General features: G+C 58.1%; 10 protein-coding genes, 4 tRNA genes and 4 rRNA genes. 11 read left to right on the top strand and 7 right to left on the bottom strand.

Annotated elements, in window-relative coordinates:
- Positions 1–7 precede the first annotated feature (7 nt).
- The 4 genes from ACZ0BA_RS20980 to ACZ0BA_RS20965 form a co-directional block, all read right to left on the bottom strand.
- Positions 8–946: an MlaD family protein gene (locus ACZ0BA_RS20980; RefSeq protein ID WP_463453111.1), complete on the bottom strand. Its 939-nt coding sequence runs from the start codon at positions 944–946 to the stop codon at positions 8–10.
- Positions 946–1821: an ABC transporter ATP-binding protein gene (locus ACZ0BA_RS20975; protein WP_463453110.1), complete on the bottom strand. Its 876-nt coding sequence runs from the start codon at positions 1819–1821 to the stop codon at positions 946–948. Before ACZ0BA_RS20975 ends, ACZ0BA_RS20980 begins: the two co-directional genes overlap by 1 nt.
- Entirely contained in the window at positions 1821–2948 is a 1128-nt protein-coding gene (locus tag ACZ0BA_RS20970; RefSeq protein WP_463453109.1) for an MlaE family ABC transporter permease, read from the bottom strand. Before ACZ0BA_RS20970 ends, ACZ0BA_RS20975 begins: the two co-directional genes overlap by 1 nt.
- A gap of 102 nt (positions 2949–3050) precedes the next feature.
- On the bottom strand, positions 3051–4523 hold the full coding sequence (locus tag ACZ0BA_RS20965) for a B12-binding domain-containing radical SAM protein (RefSeq protein ID WP_463453108.1): 1473 nt from the start codon (positions 4521–4523) through the stop codon (positions 3051–3053).
- 432 nt (positions 4524–4955) lie between these two features.
- Here ACZ0BA_RS20965 and ACZ0BA_RS20960 point away from each other — a divergent pair.
- From ACZ0BA_RS20960 to rrf, 5 genes are all read left to right on the top strand, one after another.
- Positions 4956–6484: ribosomal RNA gene (locus ACZ0BA_RS20960) — 16S ribosomal RNA — on the top strand.
- Between the two features lie 78 nt (positions 6485–6562).
- Positions 6563–6639 (top strand) — tRNA-Ile (locus ACZ0BA_RS20955).
- A gap of 23 nt (positions 6640–6662) precedes the next feature.
- A tRNA-Ala gene (locus ACZ0BA_RS20950) sits at positions 6663–6738 on the top strand.
- Positions 6739–6971: 233 nt separating this feature from the next.
- Positions 6972–9844: ribosomal RNA gene (locus ACZ0BA_RS20945) — 23S ribosomal RNA — on the top strand.
- A gap of 161 nt (positions 9845–10005) precedes the next feature.
- Positions 10006–10118: ribosomal RNA gene (gene rrf, locus ACZ0BA_RS20940) — 5S ribosomal RNA — on the top strand.
- Together the 16S, 23S and 5S rRNA genes with 2 tRNA genes alongside form the textbook arrangement of a ribosomal RNA operon.
- A gap of 97 nt (positions 10119–10215) precedes the next feature.
- On the opposite strand, the gene ACZ0BA_RS20935 is transcribed toward rrf, so the two are convergent.
- A complete protein-coding gene (locus ACZ0BA_RS20935) occupies positions 10216–11496 on the bottom strand; it encodes a GMC family oxidoreductase N-terminal domain-containing protein (protein WP_463453107.1) in 1281 nt (426 codons plus the stop codon).
- A 121-nt stretch (positions 11497–11617) separates the two neighbouring features.
- Here ACZ0BA_RS20935 and ACZ0BA_RS20930 point away from each other — a divergent pair, with 121 nt between their 5' ends.
- On the top strand, positions 11618–11905 hold the full coding sequence (locus ACZ0BA_RS20930; RefSeq protein WP_463453106.1) for a hypothetical protein: 288 nt from the start codon (positions 11618–11620) through the stop codon (positions 11903–11905).
- Positions 11906–11965: 60 nt separating this feature from the next.
- Here ACZ0BA_RS20930 and ACZ0BA_RS20925 read toward each other — a convergent pair whose 3' ends face one another.
- A complete protein-coding gene (locus ACZ0BA_RS20925; protein ID WP_463453105.1) occupies positions 11966–14086 on the bottom strand; it encodes a TonB-dependent receptor family protein in 2121 nt (706 codons plus the stop codon).
- Positions 14087–14290: 204 nt separating this feature from the next.
- Between ACZ0BA_RS20925 and adh the strand changes: the two genes are divergently transcribed.
- Together adh and ACZ0BA_RS20915 are read left to right on the top strand one after the other, a co-directional pair.
- Positions 14291–15811 (top strand): aldehyde dehydrogenase, encoded by a 1521-nt coding sequence (gene adh / locus ACZ0BA_RS20920; protein WP_463453104.1) that lies wholly within the window; start codon positions 14291–14293, stop codon positions 15809–15811.
- Between the two features lie 2 nt (positions 15812–15813).
- Positions 15814–16185: a DUF779 domain-containing protein gene (locus tag ACZ0BA_RS20915; RefSeq protein WP_463453103.1), complete on the top strand. Its 372-nt coding sequence runs from the start codon at positions 15814–15816 to the stop codon at positions 16183–16185.
- A gap of 5 nt (positions 16186–16190) precedes the next feature.
- Here the strand turns inward: ACZ0BA_RS20915 and ACZ0BA_RS20910 are convergent, their stop codons facing one another.
- A complete protein-coding gene (locus tag ACZ0BA_RS20910; RefSeq protein WP_463453102.1) occupies positions 16191–18116 on the bottom strand; it encodes a sigma-54-dependent Fis family transcriptional regulator in 1926 nt (641 codons plus the stop codon).
- Between the two features lie 487 nt (positions 18117–18603).
- Between ACZ0BA_RS20910 and ACZ0BA_RS20905 the strand changes: the two genes are divergently transcribed.
- From ACZ0BA_RS20905 to ACZ0BA_RS20895, 3 genes are all read left to right on the top strand, one after another.
- Positions 18604–20134 (top strand): 16S ribosomal RNA (locus ACZ0BA_RS20905).
- Between the two features lie 63 nt (positions 20135–20197).
- Positions 20198–20274 (top strand) — tRNA-Ile (locus ACZ0BA_RS20900).
- Between the two features lie 24 nt (positions 20275–20298).
- Positions 20299–20374, top strand: a tRNA-Ala gene (locus ACZ0BA_RS20895).
- The last annotated feature ends 208 nt before the right edge of the window (positions 20375–20582 follow it).

Here is a 20582-nt window from a genome sequence, read left to right as displayed (position 1 = left end):
GTGATCCTTATTTGGTCGGAGCGGTAAAGCCTTCTTCTCCCGGGCCGGGCGGAGTGCCGGGCGCGCCGAAGATCAGGCTTTGCGGACGATCGTTAATCTTGTTCATGGTCTTGCGCAGCGCGCGCATCGACGAGCGGGTGTCGTCGGCCAGCGAGTTCACTTGCGGCAGCGTGTCCAGTTCCAGGCCGCCGGCCACCGATTCAACCGACAGGCCGATGCGATCGACGGTGCCGCTGACGCGCGCGATCGGTCCATCCGGCGCTTGCAGGCCGGTGGTCAGGCGATTGACGTCGGTCGCCAGCGCGTTGACGGAAACCAGCGTGCGCTGGACTTCATTGGCCAGCGCCGGCAGCTTGACGATGGTCGGTTCCAGCTTGGCCGGCAGGTCGCGGTATTTGTTGGCGGTCTCGCTGACGTCGGCGAACGCCGCCAGCATGATCTTCTGGTTCTCCGGATTGAGCAGGGTGTTGAGGCGCTTGGTCACTTCCTCGGTCTGCGACAGGATCTCCTTGCCGCGTTTTTCCACCTGGTCCAGGAAGCCCTGGCGCAACGGGATGACAGCCGGCGCATCGTTGCTGGTGGCCAGCAGCGGCGAGCCGGTTTGCTCGTCGTCCAGCTGAATGAAGGCGATGCCGGTCACGCCCTGGTAGCCCAGGGTGGCGAAGGTGGTCTTGGTGATCGGCGCGTCGGTGTTGATGTTGAGCGTGACGAGGATCTGGCCGGCCATCTTCGGATTGAAGGCGATGCCGCCGACCTTGCCCACTTCGAGGCCGCGGTAGCGCACCGGCGCCTGCGGGTTCAGGCCCGGCACCGATTGGGTGGTGGCGATCACGTACGGCGCCCGTTCGACGCGGTCGCGGTTGAACCAGATGCCGAACAGGATCGCCGCGATCAGCAGGGTGATCGTGAAAAAGCCGGTGGTGAGTGCGTGAGATCTGTTTTCCATCAGTGATCCTTATTGGTTTTTTCGTCCAGCGTCTTTTCGTCCAGCGCCTCCAGCGCGCGGCGTCCCCGGTCGCCCAGGAAGAACTCCTTGATGAACGGGTGGTCGACCTTCAGCACGTCCTGCAGCGGGCCGAGGGCGATCACGTGTTTTTCGGCCAGCACGGTGATCCGCGTCGACAGCGCGAACAGCGTGTCGAGATCGTGCGTGACCATGACGACCGTCAGTCCCAGCTCCCGGTGCAGCGATTTGATCAGCGATACAAACGCCTCCGACAGGTCGGGATCGAGGCCGGCGGTCGGCTCGTCGAGGAACAGCAGCTTCGGTTCCAGCGCCAGCGCGCGCGCCAGGGCCACCCGTTTGACCATGCCGCCGGACAGGTCGGACGGCATCTTGATCGCGTGCTCCGGTCCCAGGCCGACCATATTCATTTTCAGCAGCACGGCGTCGCGCACCAGGTCTTCCGGCAGCACCTGCAGTTCGCGCATCGGCTGGGCGATGTTTTCAAACACCGTCAGCGCCGAATACAGCGCGCCTTGCTGGAACAGCATACCCCAATGGTTGCGCAGCTGCTGGAGCTGTGCGGAGCCGATCTCGCTGATATCTTCGCCGAAAACCCGCACGCAGCCGCGCGCGGGACGTTCGAGTCCCAGCATCTGGCGCAGCAGCGTGGTCTTGCCGGTGCCGGAACCGCCGACGATGGACATGATCTCGCCCTGTTCGATTTCCAGGTTTAAGTCCTGGTGCACGACGGTGCGGCCGTACTTGGTCCACAGGCCGGTGATGTCGACGATCGGCACGCTGCCGTCGAGCGTCAATTCACCCGTACCAGCGCCCGGGCCGCAGGCTTTTTCGGGAACGAGAGCGTCATTCGCCATCAGAACCCCACGCCGTTGAACAGGATCGCGAACACCGCGTCCGCCAGGATGACGACGGTGATGGCCGTGACCACCGAGGTGGTGGTGCCGCGTCCGAGGCTTTCGGTATTGGGCTTGATGCGCAGGCCGAAGTGGCATGACACCAGCGCGATCAGCATGCCGAACACCACACCTTTGCCAAGGCCGATCATGTAGTTCGCCAGTGGCACCGCGTCCGGCAGCTTGGAGATAAAGTATTGCGGCGACAGGCCAAGTTCCACTTGCGCCGACAGCATGCCGCCGATCAGCGCCATCGAATCGGTCCAGATCACCAGCAGCGGCATCGAGACCGCCAGTGCCAGCACCTTCGGCATCACCAGGCGGAAGCCGTGCGAGATCCCCATCACCAGCATGGCGTCGAGTTCCTCGGTCACCCGCATCACGCCCAGTTGCGCGGTGATCGAGGAACCGGAGCGGCCGGCCACCAAAATTGCCGCCAGCAGCGGCCCCAGTTCGCGGATGATGCTCATGCCGAGCAGGTTGACCAGATAGATGTCGCCGCCGAAGGCGCGCAACTGCTGGGCCGACAGGAACGACAGCACTACGCCGATCAGGAATCCGACCAGCGCCGTGATGCCCAGCGCCTGGAAGCCGGCGTGGAAGATATTGGCCGAAATTTCCTTCCACGGACCGCGCAGAGGCGCCCGCACGAAGCGCCAGACGTCCAACGTCAGTTGGCCGATCAGCGTGATGAAGCCGGCCATATGTTCGAAGAACAGCAGCATCGCGAAGCCGAGCTTCATCACCCACGTCAGGCGCTGCTGGCGCGCGCGCGGCAGTTCGAGTTTGCCGGTGGTTTCGAGCCGGTTGAAGAATTCTTCCTGCCCCGGCGCCAGGCGCAGGCCGGGTGGACGGGTTTTGCCCCAGGCGTTCCAGAACAACTGGGCGCCGATGTGGTCCATGCTGTCGATCGCCGACAGGTCCCAGTGGACTTTGTCGGCCTTGAGGGATTTCAGCAGCCCGGTGATGGTTGCCATCGCCTTGCCCTGCGCCAGAGCGTGCACTTGCCAGGTGCCGCCCGCCGCGACCGACGGGCCGTCGGCGGCGCCAGGGTTGAGGGTGAGGGTAGGCTCTTGGGCTGTAGGCATTACGTCAGTTTAAGGGAGATTGGCCGGGTCCGCTACCTGTGTTCATGCGAGGGTGCGCTGGCACGCTCTCCCTTAAGAACGAGTCGGGGGCCGAACAGGGCATCATGCGGCCAGCCTGCGCGCCTGCCGCTTTGGCGCCGGCGTCTCGGCCGGTTTGGATTTGGACCCGGCGTAATCGCTGGCCAGCAGCGCGTCGGCGGCCGCCTTGTCCATCCCGCGTTCCTGCAGATACCGCGCCACCATGGCTACCAGCCGCTCCAGCGCGATGCGGTGGGTGGCGTCGGTGTTCGCGTACAGCCAGTCCGAGAAGGCCATGAAGTGTTCGAACGCCGAATCCCCGAGCAGTACCGGCAGCGTATTGCCGAAGCGGCCGGAGTTGGCCACCAGGTCCCAGTAGCGGGCGAAACGCACCAGCCGTTGCATGGTCGGGAAGTCGATATCGCGGTTGGCCAGGATGGTGTACGGCGCATAGGGCTCGAACACCAGCCCGAATTCCTGCGTGTGGCGGATGATCGGCGTGCCGCGCAGGCGTTTGAGGATGCCGAACTGGATCTCGTGCGGATCGAGCGCCCACAGTTTGTTGAAGCCTTCGGCGAAGCTCTCCACCGTTTCGCCGGGCAGGCCGGCGATCAGGTCGACGTGCATGTGGGCGTTGGAGTGCTCGGTCAGCCAGCGGATATTGTCGGCGGCCTTCTGGTTGTCCTGTTTGCGGCTGACCAGCGTCTGCACCGCCGGATTGAAGCTCTGGATGCCGATCTCGAACTGCAGCGCGCCGGGCGGGAACTTGCTGATGCCCTCTTTCAGTGCGTCGGGCAGATGGTCCGGCACCAGCTCGAAGTGGGCGTAGACCGGATCGTCCGGGTTGGCCTCCAGCTTATCGAGGAAAAACTGCATGATTTTCAGGCTGGTTTTGATATTCAGGTTGAAGGTGCGGTCGACGAACTTGAACAGCCGCGCGCCGCGCGCGTGCAGCGATTCCATCTCCGCCAGGAAGCTCTCCAGCGCGAACGGCCAGGCCGTTTTGTCCAGGGCGGACAGGCAGAATTCGCACTTGAACGGGCAGCCGCGCGAGGCTTCGACGTAAATCGTGCGGTTTTTGATATCGTCGTCACTATATAAGGAGTAGGGCAGTTTGATCCCGGCCATCGGCGGCTGCACGCCGGCGTGCACCTTCATCAGCGGTTTTGGGCCGTTGAGGATCTCGCCGCACAGCTTGGGGAAGGTGACGTCGCCCCAACCGGTGATCAGATAATCCGCCAGCTTGACGATTTCCTGCTCGTTCGACTCGTACGACACTTCCGGCCCGCCCAGCACCACCATCACATGCGGGGCCACGCGCTTGAGCATCGCGATGACTTTTGTCGATTCCTCGACGTTCCATATATAGATACCGAAACCGACGATCTTCGGCGCGTGCGCGAGGATGCGCTCGACGATCTCGGTGGTCTTGGCGCCGATGACGAATTCCTGCAGGCGCGTCTGCTCCTGCAGCTCTCCCATGTTCGCTAATAGATAACGCAATCCCAGCGAGGCGTGGGTGTAGCGGGCGTTGAGGGTGGTGAGCAGGATGGACATGACGCACTTTGGATCGGTAAAAGCGACATTTTACGCTGTCGCTCTTGTCAGCAGTCGAACCCTTTGCTATAGTTCGCCTCCCCGCAAAACGGCCACACAAAACAGCGTGTTGCAGATGAAGCGGGGAAAATGAAGTGCTTGACGAGATGTTCGAAACGCTTCATAATCTTGCCTCTTCGCTGATGAACACAACGCTTCTTCAGCAGGCAGCAAGCAGTACCGAATTGTAGTTCTTTAAAAATTAACAGTCGATAAGTGTGGACGTTTGATGAAAGTGCACATGCGACCTTCGGGTTGCATGAAACTTAAAATATCAAATGTTCACAAGAAGTAATGAAATAGGCGCTACGCAAGTAGTGACCTGTCAGTATTTTGAGTGAGCGACCTCTTAGCAATAAGAGTGCCGGTAAAACGGCAAAAGTAACAGAGATTAAACTGAAGAGTTTGATCCTGGCTCAGATTGAACGCTGGCGGCATGCCTTACACATGCAAGTCGAACGGCAGCGCGGGGCAACCTGGCGGCGAGTGGCGAACGGGTGAGTAATATATCGGAACGTACCCTGGAGTGGGGGATAACGTAGCGAAAGTTACGCTAATACCGCATACGATCTAAGGATGAAAGTGGGGGATCGCAAGACCTCATGCTCCTGGAGCGGCCGATATCTGATTAGCTAGTTGGTAGGGTAAAAGCCTACCAAGGCATCGATCAGTAGCTGGTCTGAGAGGACGACCAGCCACACTGGAACTGAGACACGGTCCAGACTCCTACGGGAGGCAGCAGTGGGGAATTTTGGACAATGGGCGCAAGCCTGATCCAGCAATGCCGCGTGAGTGAAGAAGGCCTTCGGGTTGTAAAGCTCTTTTGTCAGGGAAGAAACGGGTCTTTCTAATACAGAGATCTAATGACGGTACCTGAAGAATAAGCACCGGCTAACTACGTGCCAGCAGCCGCGGTAATACGTAGGGTGCAAGCGTTAATCGGAATTACTGGGCGTAAAGCGTGCGCAGGCGGTTTTGTAAGTCTGTTGTGAAATCCCCGGGCTCAACCTGGGAATGGCAATGGAGACTGCAAGGCTAGAGTTTGGCAGAGGGGGGTAGAATTCCACGTGTAGCAGTGAAATGCGTAGATATGTGGAGGAACACCGATGGCGAAGGCAGCCCCCTGGGTCAAAACTGACGCTCATGCACGAAAGCGTGGGGAGCAAACAGGATTAGATACCCTGGTAGTCCACGCCCTAAACGATGTCTACTAGTTGTCGGGTCTTAATTGACTTGGTAACGCAGCTAACGCGTGAAGTAGACCGCCTGGGGAGTACGGTCGCAAGATTAAAACTCAAAGGAATTGACGGGGACCCGCACAAGCGGTGGATGATGTGGATTAATTCGATGCAACGCGAAAAACCTTACCTACCCTTGACATGGATGGAATCCCGGAGAGATTTGGGAGTGCTCGAAAGAGAACCATCACACAGGTGCTGCATGGCTGTCGTCAGCTCGTGTCGTGAGATGTTGGGTTAAGTCCCGCAACGAGCGCAACCCTTGTCATTAGTTGCTACGAAAGGGCACTCTAATGAGACTGCCGGTGACAAACCGGAGGAAGGTGGGGATGACGTCAAGTCCTCATGGCCCTTATGGGTAGGGCTTCACACGTCATACAATGGTACATACAGAGCGCCGCCAACCCGCGAGGGGGAGCTAATCGCAGAAAGTGTATCGTAGTCCGGATTGTAGTCTGCAACTCGACTGCATGAAGTTGGAATCGCTAGTAATCGCGGATCAGCATGTCGCGGTGAATACGTTCCCGGGTCTTGTACACACCGCCCGTCACACCATGGGAGCGGGTTTTACCAGAAGTAGGTAGCTTAACCGCAAGGAGGGCGCTTACCACGGTAGGATTCGTGACTGGGGTGAAGTCGTAACAAGGTAGCCGTATCGGAAGGTGCGGCTGGATCACCTCCTTTCTAGAGTAGCACTGAGTTAGTAATAACTCGCCATCAAGCGTTCACACTTATCGACTGTCAATATAAAGAACAGCATTTGGGGCTGTAGCTCAGCTGGTTAGAGCACCGTGTTGATAACGCGGGGGTCGTTGGTTCGAGTCCAACCAGCCCTACCAGTTTCTGCCTGTAGTAAATCTCAGGGGGATTAGCTCAGCTGGGAGAGCACCTGCTTTGCAAGCAGGGGGTCGTCGGTTCGATCCCGTCATCCTCCACCAAAAAGTTCAAATGCAAGCAACGCGCACCGCGTATGTTTATGTTTGATCTTTTAGAGATCAAGTGCTGTACGTTCTTTAACAATCTGGAAGAAGTAAGTAAATTTTTATTGATCGCAAACGCCGACAGGCGAATGCGATGGGTAATGATTGTATGTATCAACAAACGCAACAACGTAGTACTTCTTATTTCTATAACCGCTCCTTTGTTTAGTCGCAAGGGGCTAACGTTATAGGGACAAGTGAATAAGTGCACATGGTGGATGCCTTGGCGATTACAGGCGATGAAGGACGTAGTAGCTTGCGATAAGCTGCGGGGAGCTAGCAAACAAGCTTTGATCCGCAGATTTCCGAATGGGGAAACCCGGCCTTTTAGGTCATTGCATACTGAATACATAGGTATGCAAAGCGAACGCGGCGAACTGAAACATCTAAGTAGCTGCAGGAAAATAAATCAACCGAGATTCCCAAAGTAGTGGCGAGCGAAATGGGAAGAGCCTGCACGTTTTAGCACGACGCATAACAGAATCCTCTGGAAATAGGAGCCATAGCGGGTGATAGCCCCGTATGTGAAATGCGATGTGTGGAACTAAGCGTGCGACAAGTAGGGCGGGACACGAGAAATCCTGTCTGAATATGGGGGGACCATCCTCCAAGGCTAAATACTCGTAATCGACCGATAGTGAACCAGTACCGTGAGGGAAAGGCGAAAAGAACCCCGGGAGGGGAGTGAAATAGATCCTGAAACCGTGTGCATACAAACAGTAGGAGCGGACTTGTTCCGTGACTGCGTACCTTTTGTATAATGGGTCAGCGACTTACATTCAGTGGCAAGGTTAACCATATAGGGAAGCCGTAGAGAAATCGAGTCCGAACAGGGCGATAGTCGCTGGGTGTAGACCCGAAACCAAGTGATCTACTCATGGCCAGGATGAAGGTGCGGTAACACGCACTGGAGGTCCGAACCCACTAATGTTGAAAAATTAGGGGATGAGCTGTGGGTAGGGGTGAAAGGCTAAACAAACTTGGAAATAGCTGGTTCTCTCCGAAAACTATTTAGGTAGTGCCTCAAGTATCACCATCGGGGGTAGAGCACTGTTATGGCTAGGGGGTCATCGCGACTTACCAAACCATTGCAAACTCCGAATACCGATGAGTGCGAGCTTGGGAGACAGACGTCGGGTGCTAACGTCCGGCGTCAAGAGGGAAACAACCCAGACCGCCAGCTAAGGTCCCAAAGATTGGCTAAGTGGAAAACGAAGTGGGAAGGCTAAAACAGTCAGGATGTTGGCTTAGAAGCAGCCATCATTTAAAGAAAGCGTAATAGCTCACTGATCGAGTCGTCCTGCGCGGAAGATGTAACGGGGCTAAGCCAGTCACCGAAGCTGCGGATATGCGCAAGCATATGGTAGGAGAGCGTTCTGTAAGCCTGCGAAGGTGTCTTGTAAAGGATGCTGGAGGTATCAGAAGTGCGAATGCTGACATGAGTAGCGATAATGGGGGTGAAAAGCCCCCACGCCGTAAGCCCAAGGTTTCCTGTTCAACGTTCATCGGAGCAGGGTGAGTCGGCCCCTAAGGCGAGGCAGAGATGCGTAGCTGATGGGAAGCAGGTTAATATTCCTGCACCGTCGTATGATGCGATGGGGGGACGGATCGCGGAAGGTTGTCCAACTGTTGGAATAGTTGGTTTCTGGTTCATAGAAGGCGCTTAGGCAAATCCGGGCGCGTAATTCAAGGGACTGGGACGAGGTGCTTAGGCACTGAAGCAATCGGAAGTGGTTCCAAGAAAAGCCTCTAAGCTTCAGTCATACGAGACCGTACCGCAAACCGACACAGGTGGGCGAGATGAGTATTCTAAGGCGCTTGAGAGAACTCGGGAGAAGGAACTCGGCAAATTGGTACCGTAACTTCGGGAAAAGGTACGCCCTTGTAGCTTGGCTGATTTACTTCAGTAGGGTGAACGGGTTGCAATAAACTGGTGGCTGCGACTGTTTAATAAAAACACAGCACTCTGCAAACACGAAAGTGGACGTATAGGGTGTGACGCCTGCCCGGTGCTGGAAGATTAAATGATGGGGTGCAAGCTCTTGATTGAAGTCCCAGTAAACGGCGGCCGTAACTATAACGGTCCTAAGGTAGCGAAATTCCTTGTCGGGTAAGTTCCGACCTGCACGAATGGCGTAACGATGGCCACACTGTCTCCTCCCGAGACTCAGCGAAGTTGAAGTGTTTGTGATGATGCAATCTACCCGCGGCTAGACGGAAAGACCCCATGAACCTTTACTGTAGCTTTGCATTGGACTTTGAATCAATCTGTGTAGGATAGGTGGGAGGCTTTGAAGCGGGGACGCCAGTTCTCGTGGAGCCAACCTTGAAATACCACCCTGGTTCATTTGAGGTTCTAACCTTGGCCCGTTATCCGGGTCGGGGACAGTGCATGGTAGGCAGTTTGACTGGGGCGGTCTCCTCCTAAAGTGTAACGGAGGAGTTCGAAGGTACGCTAGGTACGGTCGGACATCGTGCTAATAGTGCAATGGCATAAGCGTGCTTAACTGCGAGACTGACAAGTCGAGCAGGTACGAAAGTAGGACATAGTGATCCGGTGGTTCTGTATGGAAGGGCCATCGCTCAACGGATAAAAGGTACTCTGGGGATAACAGGCTGATTCCTCCCAAGAGTTCATATCGACGGGGGAGTTTGGCACCTCGATGTCGGCTCATCACATCCTGGGGCTGTAGCCGGTCCCAAGGGTATGGCTGTTCGCCATTTAAAGTGGTACGTGAGCTGGGTTTAAAACGTCGTGAGACAGTTTGGTCCCTATCTGCCGTGGGCGTTGGAAATTTGAAGGGGGCTGCTCCTAGTACGAGAGGACCGGAGTGGACAGACCTCTGGTGTACCGGTTGTCACGCCAGTGGCATTGCCGGGTAGCTAAGTCTGGAAGAGATAACCGCTGAAAGCATCTAAGCGGGAAACTTGCCTTGAGATGAGATTTCCCAGAGCCTTGAGCTCTTTGAAGGGTCGTTCGAGACCAGGACGTTGATAGGTCAGGTGTGGAAGTGCAGTAATGCATTAAGCTAACTGATACTAATTGCCCGTACGGCTTGTCCCTATAACCTTAGCAGGTTATGGTGAATAAGAAGTACGTTGAAACGTTCGTTGATACACAACTTCATTACCCAGTATTGAGATACTGCTGTATCTCAGTACCTATTACTTACTACTTCCAGATTCAGGGCGACGCGAATGCGCGCAGCCCAGTACAAGTCAATGCCTGATGACCATAGCAAGTTGGTACCACCCCTTCCCATCCCGAACAGGACCGTGAAACAACTCTGCGCCGATGATAGTGCTGCAACCAGTGTGAAAGTAGGTTATCGTCAGGCTAGTTATATTAAAAAGCCCCACCAGCCAGAACGCGCTCAAGATCGCGTTCAGTGCCGGTGGGGCTTTTTTGCGTTCGGATGAAACATCTAAACGTGTTTATAAATTCGTCCCCAACCGCTTCCCAAGGCACAGCAACGTCAACGTCGGTGGCAATCCCCAAGGTCCGGGAATCACCGAAGCGTCACAAACATACAAATTCCGTGTCGTGGTCTGCAAATTACCATCCACTACCTCGCCAATGCGTAAACTCCCTCCCGGATGCGCAGCGAAATGCCAGCTCTTGAAGATCTTCTTCGCGCCAGCCGACCGCAGAATCTCCCGCGCCATGCCGACCCCGACCGCGAACTTCGTGCGATCGCCAGCGGTCAACGTCTTATCCACCCAGCGCGGTCCGACACCGCCGCCGACGTCATCGCGTATTTTCACCATTAAAGTCAGCGTTCGGGCATGCGACATCAACCGGTCGAGCCGGCCAACCTGCGCCGCAAACGCCTGATACATGGGCTTCGGCAACGTCATATCCGCCAGCGCAATCCCTTCCTCGTGCAAATACATCCCGGCTGCCATCGGCACTTCGGCGCCGCCGTCGATATCGTCCACAACCCCCATCACCGCGATCACCGGATCGCTGAAGAAAGCGCTGCTTTCCGCGTGCAGACCAGAGCGATGCAGCAGCCGCGGACTGCCGATACCACCTCCCGCCAGCACCACGTTCGCGCCGAACGCCTGGTGCATTTCACCATTGCGCAGATACAGCACGCCGGTGGCACGACCGTTCTCCACAATCACCCGCTCGACTTTGGCCTGGTCGACCAGGATCGCGCCCAGCTGAACGGCTTCGTCGATGAAATCGCGGGCGGTCCATTTGGCCCCGAACGGGCAACCATAGACGCAACGCCAGCAACCGGTGCGGCATATTTGGGGGCGGATCAGTTTGTCGAGCTTGCGCCATCCGAACTCGCGCGCCAGGGCGCCTTGTTGGATACGCTTTGCCATCGGCCCGATCAACTCGTCCGGAAGCGGCGCCATCGGCAACTCCGCGCGCAGCGATTCCAACGCCGGCGCCAGGTCGATGCCGTGGGCGGCGAACATGGACAACGGCGGTGGCGCGGCGGTGGCGAAGTTGATGGTGGTGCTACCACCAGCGGCAATGCCGCTGACCAGCAGCGAAGCGTCGCGATGGATGAAGGCGCCCTTGCCGGGCACGGCGGCGATGCCCGCCATTTGCGATAGCGTCCCCTCCAGTGGCGCCGCGCTGCCTTGTTCCAGTATCAATACGCGCAGTTGCCGGCGCGCCAGTTCGCGCGCGACGCTGGCGCCGCCCGGACCGCTGCCGACAACGATCGCGTCATACGTTTGGGCGGCTTGCTTGGGCATGAGGATATTCCTATATGAGGCGTTCACCTTAACGCATTTTGTGCACGTTTGCGCAAACACATAACTGGACAAGGCCCGTCGAGGCAAGATTCGGATTCCACTACTTTACGGGAGCGTTGACATGAGTGACACCAGCGAGCACAGCCGATTGGCGGAAAAACTGACCGGAACGGTTTCAACGATATTGGACAAGCATCGCGCGACCATTGCGCCCATGCTGGGCGGAAGCTCGGCGTCGATCACGCGGGCGGCGTTGCGTAATGACGAGGCGGTGCGAAAGGTTGCGGGATATTGTTATTTGATGCTGCCGGGGCTGGTGCGATTGGCCGTTAAAGAGCCGGTTTTTGTCGATTTCGTGATGAACAATCGGGAGCGCTTGCTCGACAGGCTGGTGGAGAAAGCCGCGTAGGCGCATGCATGGCGGATTACGGCGTTCCGCCCGATCCGCCCCACGGTTCCTTCGTTCGCCTTAGAACTGGTATTGCGCACTGACACCCATCAACCAATTGCGTTGCGGCGCGGCTTCGTAATAGCGCTTGTTCGTATCGCCGACGATCACCGAGCCGACGTATTTTTTATCCAGCAGATTATTCAGCCGCACAAACTGCTTGAAGCGCCAGCCGCGCCACTGCTGTCTGGCGCCGACACGTGCATTCAGAATGCCGTAACCCGGTGCGGGCTGATCAGCGTTCCCGTCGTCTGCGTAAATCTTGCTGCCGGCGATCGCTTCCAGCGCGGCGCCGTAGCGGTCGCCGCTATCCTTCCACGCCAGTTCCGCATAAGCGTTGGCGTTCGGTACGCCAGGCAGGCGGCTGCCTTCCAGGACCGCGCCATAGCTCTGATCGTAGATCGCGCGCAAGCTGGTCAGCGCTACGCGCGTGCTCAAACCATAGCGCCACGACGAATCGAGCGACACTTCCAAACCCTGCCGCAAGGTCTTGCTGGCGTTGCGATAGCTGGTGCGGCCGCCGCCGCTACTATCGACCACCACTTCATCGCTCGTGCGGACCTGGAACACGGCGGCGTTGATGCTGGTGCGCTCGTCCAGTTTGCTCTTGACGCCCGCTTCCAGGTGCGTGCTCTTGGCCGGTTGCAGCCCGAAGTTGAAGCCGCCACCGGTGCCCGAGTAGAACAGTTCGTTGAGCGTCGGCGTTTCGAAACCGCGCGCGGCGCTGGCGTAGACGTTGAGCATCGGCGACACACGGTACAGCACGCCCAGCACCGGCGTCGTGTGACCGTACTCCAGGCTGCCGCTGTCGTTGCCATTGCTCAGGAAGCGGTCGTCGACGGAAATCTTCACGTTGCTGCGACGCAGGCCCGCGCTCAGCATCCAGGCGCCGGATTGCCATTCGGCTTGCACATACGGATCGAGATTGGAGACTTTGTCCTGCTCGTCGCGGCGCAGTACGCCCTTCACGCCGAACTCGGCGCCGATGAAGTTCTCATATCCCGTTCGGCCATCGGTGGAACGACCGTATTCGACGCCAACAGTCGTACTCAGCTTGCCGCCGGCCAGCTGGCTGACATGCATCCAGCTCAGGTCGGTGCCATAGAAATCGCGGTCGAAATTGACGACGCCGCCCGAGTGGGTCGGCGGCGCCTGGAAGCCGCGCGAGAACGCTTGATACTGGATCACTTCCCGATTGCCGCCGTAGGCCGTCACGCGCAGCCGGTCCTGGCCGAAGCGCTGCTCCCACGTGGCGCCGACTTGCGTGTGGTCAATGCTCTTGCGGGTGTTGTAGCGGTCGGCGAGCGTGCGCTTCGGCACCTGGGTGTCGGTGGCGTCGATTTCGCCCGCGCGCGGGTCGCGCTGGTAGGTGGCCCAACTGACGCCGAGCGGGTCTTGCGTATCGTCCTGGCGCAGCGCGTTGGCAACGATGGTCAGCTTGGCGTTGTCCATCGGCTCCACGGTCAGCTTCGCAAATGCCTGGTCGCGCGTGGCGGCGCTATGCGCGCGGTAGCCATCGGTTTCGAAGCGGGAAGCGTCCAGCACGTAGCCCACACCGGCTTGCTTGCCTTGCGCATTGAGGTCGGCCTTGCGGGTGCCGTAGCTGCCGGCGGTCAAACTCGTTTCAATTGTGGGAGCGCCCTCGCCATCGCGCGTGAACATCTGGATCACGCCGCCCGAGTGGTTGCCGTAGATGGCGGAAAACGGGCCGCGCAAGACTTCGATGCGTTCGGCCATGTCGAGATTGAAGGTGGCCGCCTGACCCTGGCCGTCCGGCATGCTGGCCGGGATGCCGTCTGCGATCAGCCGCACGCCGCGTACGCCAAAGGTCGAGCGCGCGCCGAAGCCACGCGAGGATATTTGCAAGTCTTGCGCGTAGTTCTGGCGGTTCTGCGCCACCAGGCCGGGCACCGCCGCCAGCGCCTCGGAGGCGTTCACCCGCGCCTGCGATTCGTGGATGCGTGCGGCGTCGACCACGTCGATCGCGGCCGGCATGTCGAACACGGTGTGGCCGACGCGCGTGGCGCTGACGACGACCACCTCGACCGGGGCGTCGGCGTTATCGGCGGCCGTGGCCAGGCTGGAAGCGCCAACCGCGAACAGCGCGGCGACGGCATTAAGTTGAATTGGGGAACGCTTCATGTTTTCTCCGGAAGGGCAGCCTGCAATATACCTGTCCGAAGGAAAAACTGCGTCGCGGTTGCTCCAGCGGTGTGTCAAAACTGAACACTGTGACAGGCGGGCTGGGGCCAAACCGCCAGCCCTCCCTGTGAACGCGGCTGGCACGGTGTTTGCGAAAGCAAGGTGGTCACTAACACCACATAACCAGATCAGAAAGAGGACGACATGAATCTCGCAGACATCAGCAAGCTCGGCGTAGTCAATCCATTCAAGCCACGGTACGACAACTACATCGGTGGCAAGTTTGTCGCGCCGGTCAAGGGCGAATACTTCGGCAACATCACGCCGATCACCGGCCAGGTGTTTTGCGAAGTGGCGCGCTCGACCGCTGAAGACATCGAGTTGGCGCTCGACGCCGCCCATGCCGCGAAGGAGGCTTGGGGCAAGACCTCGCAAACCGAGCGCGCCAATATCCTCAACAAAATCGCCGACCGCATGGAGGCCAACCTGGCGCTGATCGCCACGGCCGAGACCATCGACAACGGCAAGCCGATCCGCGAAACCACCGCCGCCGACATTCCGCTGGCGATCGATCATTTCCGCTACTTCGCCGGCTGCATCCGCGCGCAGGAGGGCTCGGTGGCGCAGATCGATTCGGAAACCTACGCCTACCACTTCCACGAGCCGCTCGGCGTCGTCGGCCAGATCATTCCATGGAACTTCCCGATCCTGATGGCGGTGTGGAAGCTGGCGCCAGCGTTGGCTGCCGGCAACTGCGTGGTGCTCAAGCCGGCCGAGCAAACGCCGGCGTCGATCATGGTGCTGCTGGAAATCATCGCCGACTTGTTGCCGCCCGGCGTGTTGAATGTCGTCAATGGATTCGGCCTGGAGGCGGGCAAGCCACTGGCATCGAACAAGCGCATCGCCAAGATCGCCTTCACCGGCGAAACCGGCACCGGCCGCCTGATCATGCAGTACGCCGCGCAGAACCTGATCCCGGTCACGCTGGAGCTGGGCGGCAAATCGCCGAACATCTTCTTTGCCGACGTCATGGACGCCGACGACGCCTTCTTCGACAAATGCCTGGAAGGTTTCGCCATGTTCGCGCTGAACCAGGGCGAGGTGTGCACCTGCCCGTCGCGCGTGCTGATCCAGGAATCGATCTACGAGAAATTCATCGAGCGGGCGCTGGCCCGCGTGGCCGCGATCAAGCAGGGCAATCCGCTCGATGCTTCCACCATGCTCGGCGCGCAGGCGTCGCAGGAGCAGCTGGAAAAAATCATGTCGTACATCGACATCGGCAAGCAGGAGGGCGCCGAGTTGCTGGCCGGCGGCGAGCGCAACGTGCAGGGCGGCGACATGAAGGACGGCTACTACGTGCGGCCGACCGTGTTCAAGGGCGACAACAAGATGCGCATCTTCCAGGAAGAGATTTTCGGACCGGTGGTGTCGGTCACGACTTTCAGGGACGAGGCCGACGCGTTGCGCATCGCCAACGACACGCTCTACGGTCTGGGCGCTGGTCTGTGGACGCGCGACGGTTCGCGCGCCTTCCGTGTCGGCCGAGCGATTCAGGCCGGCCGTGTCTGGACCAATTGCTACCACCTGTATCCGGCGCATGCCGCGTTCGGTGGCTATAAGCAATCGGGCATCGGCCGCGAAAATCACAAGATGATGCTGGATCACTATCAGCAGACCAAGAACTTGCTGGTCAGCTATAGCCCTAACGCCTTGGGTTTCTTCTGATTATGAGCGTGGCCATCGCCCGGGTCACGGCCACGCCGGCGGCGCTCGAGCTGATCGCCGCGTTGCGCGACCGGCATGGGCCGTTGATGTTCTTCCAGTCCGGCGGCTGCTGCGATGGCAGCGCGCCTATGTGCTACCAGGCGGGAGAGTTCAACATCAGCGATACCGACGTGTTTTTAGGCGAGTTGGACGGCGCGCCGTTCTACATGGGATGCGAACAGTTCGCCTACTGGGAGCACACGCAGCTGATCATCGACGTCGTCGCGGGCAACGGGGGCATGTTCTCGCTCGACAACGGCACCGGCAAGCGCTTCCTGACGCGCTCGCGCTTGTTCACCGACGAGGAGGTGTCGCAGTTGAAGCTGCAGGCGTAGTCGGCTTATTTCAGATTCGGCACTTTTCGGTAAATCGTATTGCGCGAGATGCCGAGGGCGCGCGCGGCGGCGGAGACGTTGCCGCCGTGTGCCGCCAGCGCTTTGTTGATTGCATGTATCTCCATTGTTTCCAGGTTGCTGTCGACGCCGTCGTTGCTCCACTGCGGCGGCGTTTGTTCGTCATCCTGTTCAACGTCATCCAGGAAGTCGTCGGGCATATGGCGCAGACAGATTTCCTGTTCGTCGCCGGCCATGACCACGGCGGTGCGCAACAGATTGGTCAGCTGCCGAAAATTCCCGGGCCAACGATGGCGGCGGAACAGCCGCAGAATCTCGTCGGACACGCGATACCTGCCACCCTCCGCCTCGGTGGCGAGAATCTTCCTGACCACGCTTTCCAGATCGGTGCGATCACGCAGCGGCGGCAGCTTCACCACCAGTCCATTCAGCCGGTAATACAAATCCTCGCGGAACAGCCCCTTGGCGATGCGCTCGCGCAGATTGTGATTGGTCGCGCAGATCAACTCCACATTCACCGGTATCGACTTGTCGCTGCCGAGCGGCGTGACGACGCGCTCCTGCAGCACGCGCAGCAGACGCGCCTGCAGGCTGTACGGCATGTCGCCGATCTCGTCGAGGAACAGCGTGCCGCCGTTTGCCTGCAAAATCTTGCCGACGGCGCCTTTCTTGCGCGCACCGGTGAAAGCACCGTCCTCGTAGCCGAACAGTTCGGATTCGATCAGCGTCTCCGGAATCGAGGCGCAGTTGACCGCGATAAAAGGACGCATGGCGCGCGGCGAGTCGTTGTGGATCGCCTGCGCCAGCAACTCCTTGCCGGTGCCGGTCTCACCCATGATCATGATGGGGATGTCGTGGCCGAGCACGCGGGTAACCTTGTCGATCACCAATTCGAGCTGCGGGTCGCCGGTGCGCAGATAGCGCAGCCCGGACAGGCGGCGCTTGGCGGCTGCGGACTGGGTGGCGCTGGGCCGCTCGGTTCGTTCTGTTTTGTCCGGGCTCAGCGATTGTTGGAACACGCCTTTGCTCAGCCGAAGCTGCGCTCGCCCCGCCACCCGCACGCCGCTATGCATGCACAAATTGAGCAGACCCGGCGAGGCCGCGCGATAGTGTTCGTACAGCGCCGACAGCGGCAGGCCGAACAGTGAGCTGAGCGTATGCGACTGCAGTTCCGCCGGCGACAGCCCGAGCTGGAACTGGCCATTTCGGTTGGCGGCAAGAAACCTACCGCCGGGACTGAAGGAGGCGATTCCTTCCATCAACGTGCCGATAAATTCCGGGCGCGCATGGAAGTGCAGCGTGATCGAATCCTCAAACGTGGCGGAGAACAGCTGGTTCTCGATCATCAATGCCGACATGCGCACCAGCGCCATGGTGTGCTTGTGAAAGCTGCGCTGGTCGCCGGAGACGTCGAGCACGCCGATCACGTTGCCCTGGTGATCGGCAATCGGCGCGGCAGAGCAGGTGAGGAAGTGATTGGCGGTCAGATAGTGCTGTTCCGCGTGGACAAGTACCGGAGCCTGCTCCGCGATCGCCGTGCCGATGGCATTGGTCCCCTTGCTCTGCTCGGACCAGGCGGCACCGGGCTGCAGCGCGACGCGATTGGCTTTCTCCAGAAAGTCGTCATCGCCGAGGGAATGGACGATCACGCCTTGCGCGTCCGTCAACAGCACCATGTTGTGGGTATTGACGATCTGCTGGTACAGCGTTTCCATCGCCGGCACCGCGTGGGTGTGGAGCAGGCGGTTTTGTTCCAGCAGCAGCGAGAGGTCGACGGTGGGTACGCGGCTCAGGTCCGCAGCGGAGTCCGGACTCAGTCCGTACTGCCGGGATCGGCGGTGCGAGGTTTCGATAATCAGCGGCATGGTGTCTTCCCATGCCGTGCTCAGATGTGGCGCGGTGTGGCGTTCCATTTGTCTCGGTCTCCGGTGGCCGTTCTCGGCTCTGGACCTCAATGTAGCACCATCCCAGCACAACGCGCAGCGTTGAGCGCGCCAGCGCAAAAATAAACCTTGTCAGCCCAATCCTGTCTTTGCTATAGTTCGCCTCCTCGCAAAACGGCGCATGTAAATGCGACCCGAAACGAGTGAAGAAGAAGTGGCTGAGGGGTTGACGAAATAAGCGAAACGCTTCATACTCTTTCTTCTGCGCTGACGAACAAAACGATTTGTCAAGCGTGCAAGCAGTACCAAACAAAGTTCTTTAAAAATTAACAGTCGATAAGTGTGGACGTTTGATGAAAGTGCACATGCAGCCTTCGGGTTGCGTGAAACTTAAAATATCAAATGTTCACAAGAAGTAATGAAATAGGCGCTACGAAAGTAGTGGCCTGTCAGTATTTTGAGTGAGCGACCTCTTAGCAATAAGAGTGCCGGTAAAACGGCAAAAGTAACAGAGATTAAACTGAAGAGTTTGATCCTGGCTCAGATTGAACGCTGGCGGCATGCCTTACACATGCAAGTCGAACGGCAGCGCGGGGCAACCTGGCGGCGAGTGGCGAACGGGTGAGTAATATATCGGAACGTACCCTGGAGTGGGGGATAACGTAGCGAAAGTTACGCTAATACCGCATACGATCTAAGGATGAAAGTGGGGGATTCGCAAGAACCTCATGCTCCTGGAGCGGCCGATATCTGATTAGCTAGTTGGTAGGGTAAAAGCCTACCAAGGCATCGATCAGTAGCTGGTCTGAGAGGACGACCAGCCACACTGGAACTGAGACACGGTCCAGACTCCTACGGGAGGCAGCAGTGGGGAATTTTGGACAATGGGCGCAAGCCTGATCCAGCAATGCCGCGTGAGTGAAGAAGGCCTTCGGGTTGTAAAGCTCTTTTGTCAGGGAAGAAACGGGTCTTTCTAATACAGAGGCCTAATGACGGTACCTGAAGAATAAGCACCGGCTAACTACGTGCCAGCAGCCGCGGTAATACGTAGGGTGCAAGCGTTAATCGGAATTACTGGGCGTAAAGCGTGCGCAGGCGGTTTTGTAAGTCTGTTGTGAAATCCCCGGGCTCAACCTGGGAATGGCAATGGAGACTGCAAGGCTAGAGTTTGGCAGAGGGGGGTAGAATTCCACGTGTAGCAGTGAAATGCGTAGATATGTGGAGGAACACCGATGGCGAAGGCAGCCCCCTGGGTCAAAACTGACGCTCATGCACGAAAGCGTGGGGAGCAAACAGGATTAGATACCCTGGTAGTCCACGCCCTAAACGATGTCTACTAGTTGTCGGGTCTTAATTGACTTGGTAACGCAGCTAACGCGTGAAGTAGACCGCCTGGGGAGTACGGTCGCAAGATTAAAACTCAAAGGAATTGACGGGGACCCGCACAAGCGGTGGATGATGTGGATTAATTCGATGCAACGCGAAAAACCTTACCTACCCTTGACATGGATGGAATCCCGGAGAGATTTGGGAGTGCCCGAAAGGGAACCATCACACAGGTGCTGCATGGCTGTCGTCAGCTCGTGTCGTGAGATGTTGGGTTAAGTCCCGCAACGAGCGCAACCCTTGTCATTAGTTGCTACGAAAGGGCACTCTAATGAGACTGCCGGTGACAAACCGGAGGAAGGTGGGGATGACGTCAAGTCCTCATGGCCCTTATGGGTAGGGCTTCACACGTCATACAATGGTACATACAGAGCGCCGCCAACCCGCGAGGGGGAGCTAATCGCAGAAAGTGTATCGTAGTCCGGATTGTAGTCTGCAACTCGACTGCATGAAGTTGGAATCGCTAGTAATCGCGGATCAGCATGTCGCGGTGAATACGTTCCCGGGTCTTGTACACACCGCCCGTCACACCATGGGAGCGGGTTTTACCAGAAGTAGGTAGCTTAACCGCAAGGAGGGCGCTTACCACGGTAGGATTCGTGACTGGGGTGAAGTCGTAACAAGGTAGCCGTATCGGAAGGTGCGGCTGGATCACCTCCTTTCTAGAGTAGCACTCTTCTTCAAGCGTTCACACTTATCGACTGTCAATATAAAGAACAGCATTTGGGGCTGTAGCTCAGCTGGTTAGAGCACCGTGTTGATAACGCGGGGGTCGTTGGTTCGAGTCCAACCAGCCCTACCAGTTTTACCCTAGTAGTAAATCTCAGGGGGATTAGCTCAGCTGGGAGAGCACCTGCTTTGCAAGCAGGGGGTCGTCGGTTCGATCCCGTCATCCTCCACCAAAAAGTTCAAATGCAAGCAACGCGATGTGCGTATGTTTATGTTTGATCTTTTAGAGATCAAGTGCTGTACGTTCTTTAACAATCTGGAAGAAGTAAGTAAATTTTTATTGATCGCAAACACCGACAGGTGGGTGCGATGGGTAATGATTGTATGTATCAACAAACGCAACAACGTAGTACTTCTTATTTCTATAACCGCTCCTTTGTT

This window comes from Duganella sp. AC917, assembly GCF_979258245.1.
This window is presented reverse-complemented; position numbering and strand designations above follow the sequence as displayed.

Coding starts and splice junctions, on each gene's coding strand:
- ACZ0BA_RS20980 (WP_463453111.1), bottom strand. CDS start 946: ATGGAAAACAGATCTCACGCACTCACCACCGGCTTTTTCACGATCACC.
- ACZ0BA_RS20975 (WP_463453110.1), bottom strand. CDS start 1,821: ATGGCGAATGACGCTCTCGTTCCCGAAAAAGCCTGCGGCCCGGGCGCT.
- ACZ0BA_RS20970 (WP_463453109.1), bottom strand. CDS start 2,948: ATGCCTACAGCCCAAGAGCCTACCCTCACCCTCAACCCTGGCGCCGCC.
- ACZ0BA_RS20965 (WP_463453108.1), bottom strand. CDS start 4,523: ATGTCCATCCTGCTCACCACCCTCAACGCCCGCTACACCCACGCCTCG.
- ACZ0BA_RS20935 (WP_463453107.1), bottom strand. CDS start 11,496: ATGCCCAAGCAAGCCGCCCAAACGTATGACGCGATCGTTGTCGGCAGC.
- ACZ0BA_RS20930 (WP_463453106.1), top strand. CDS start 11,618: ATGAGTGACACCAGCGAGCACAGCCGATTGGCGGAAAAACTGACCGGA.
- ACZ0BA_RS20925 (WP_463453105.1), bottom strand. CDS start 14,086: ATGAAGCGTTCCCCAATTCAACTTAATGCCGTCGCCGCGCTGTTCGCG.
- adh (WP_463453104.1), top strand. CDS start 14,291: ATGAATCTCGCAGACATCAGCAAGCTCGGCGTAGTCAATCCATTCAAG.
- ACZ0BA_RS20915 (WP_463453103.1), top strand. CDS start 15,814: ATGAGCGTGGCCATCGCCCGGGTCACGGCCACGCCGGCGGCGCTCGAG.
- ACZ0BA_RS20910 (WP_463453102.1), bottom strand. CDS start 18,116: ATGGAACGCCACACCGCGCCACATCTGAGCACGGCATGGGAAGACACC.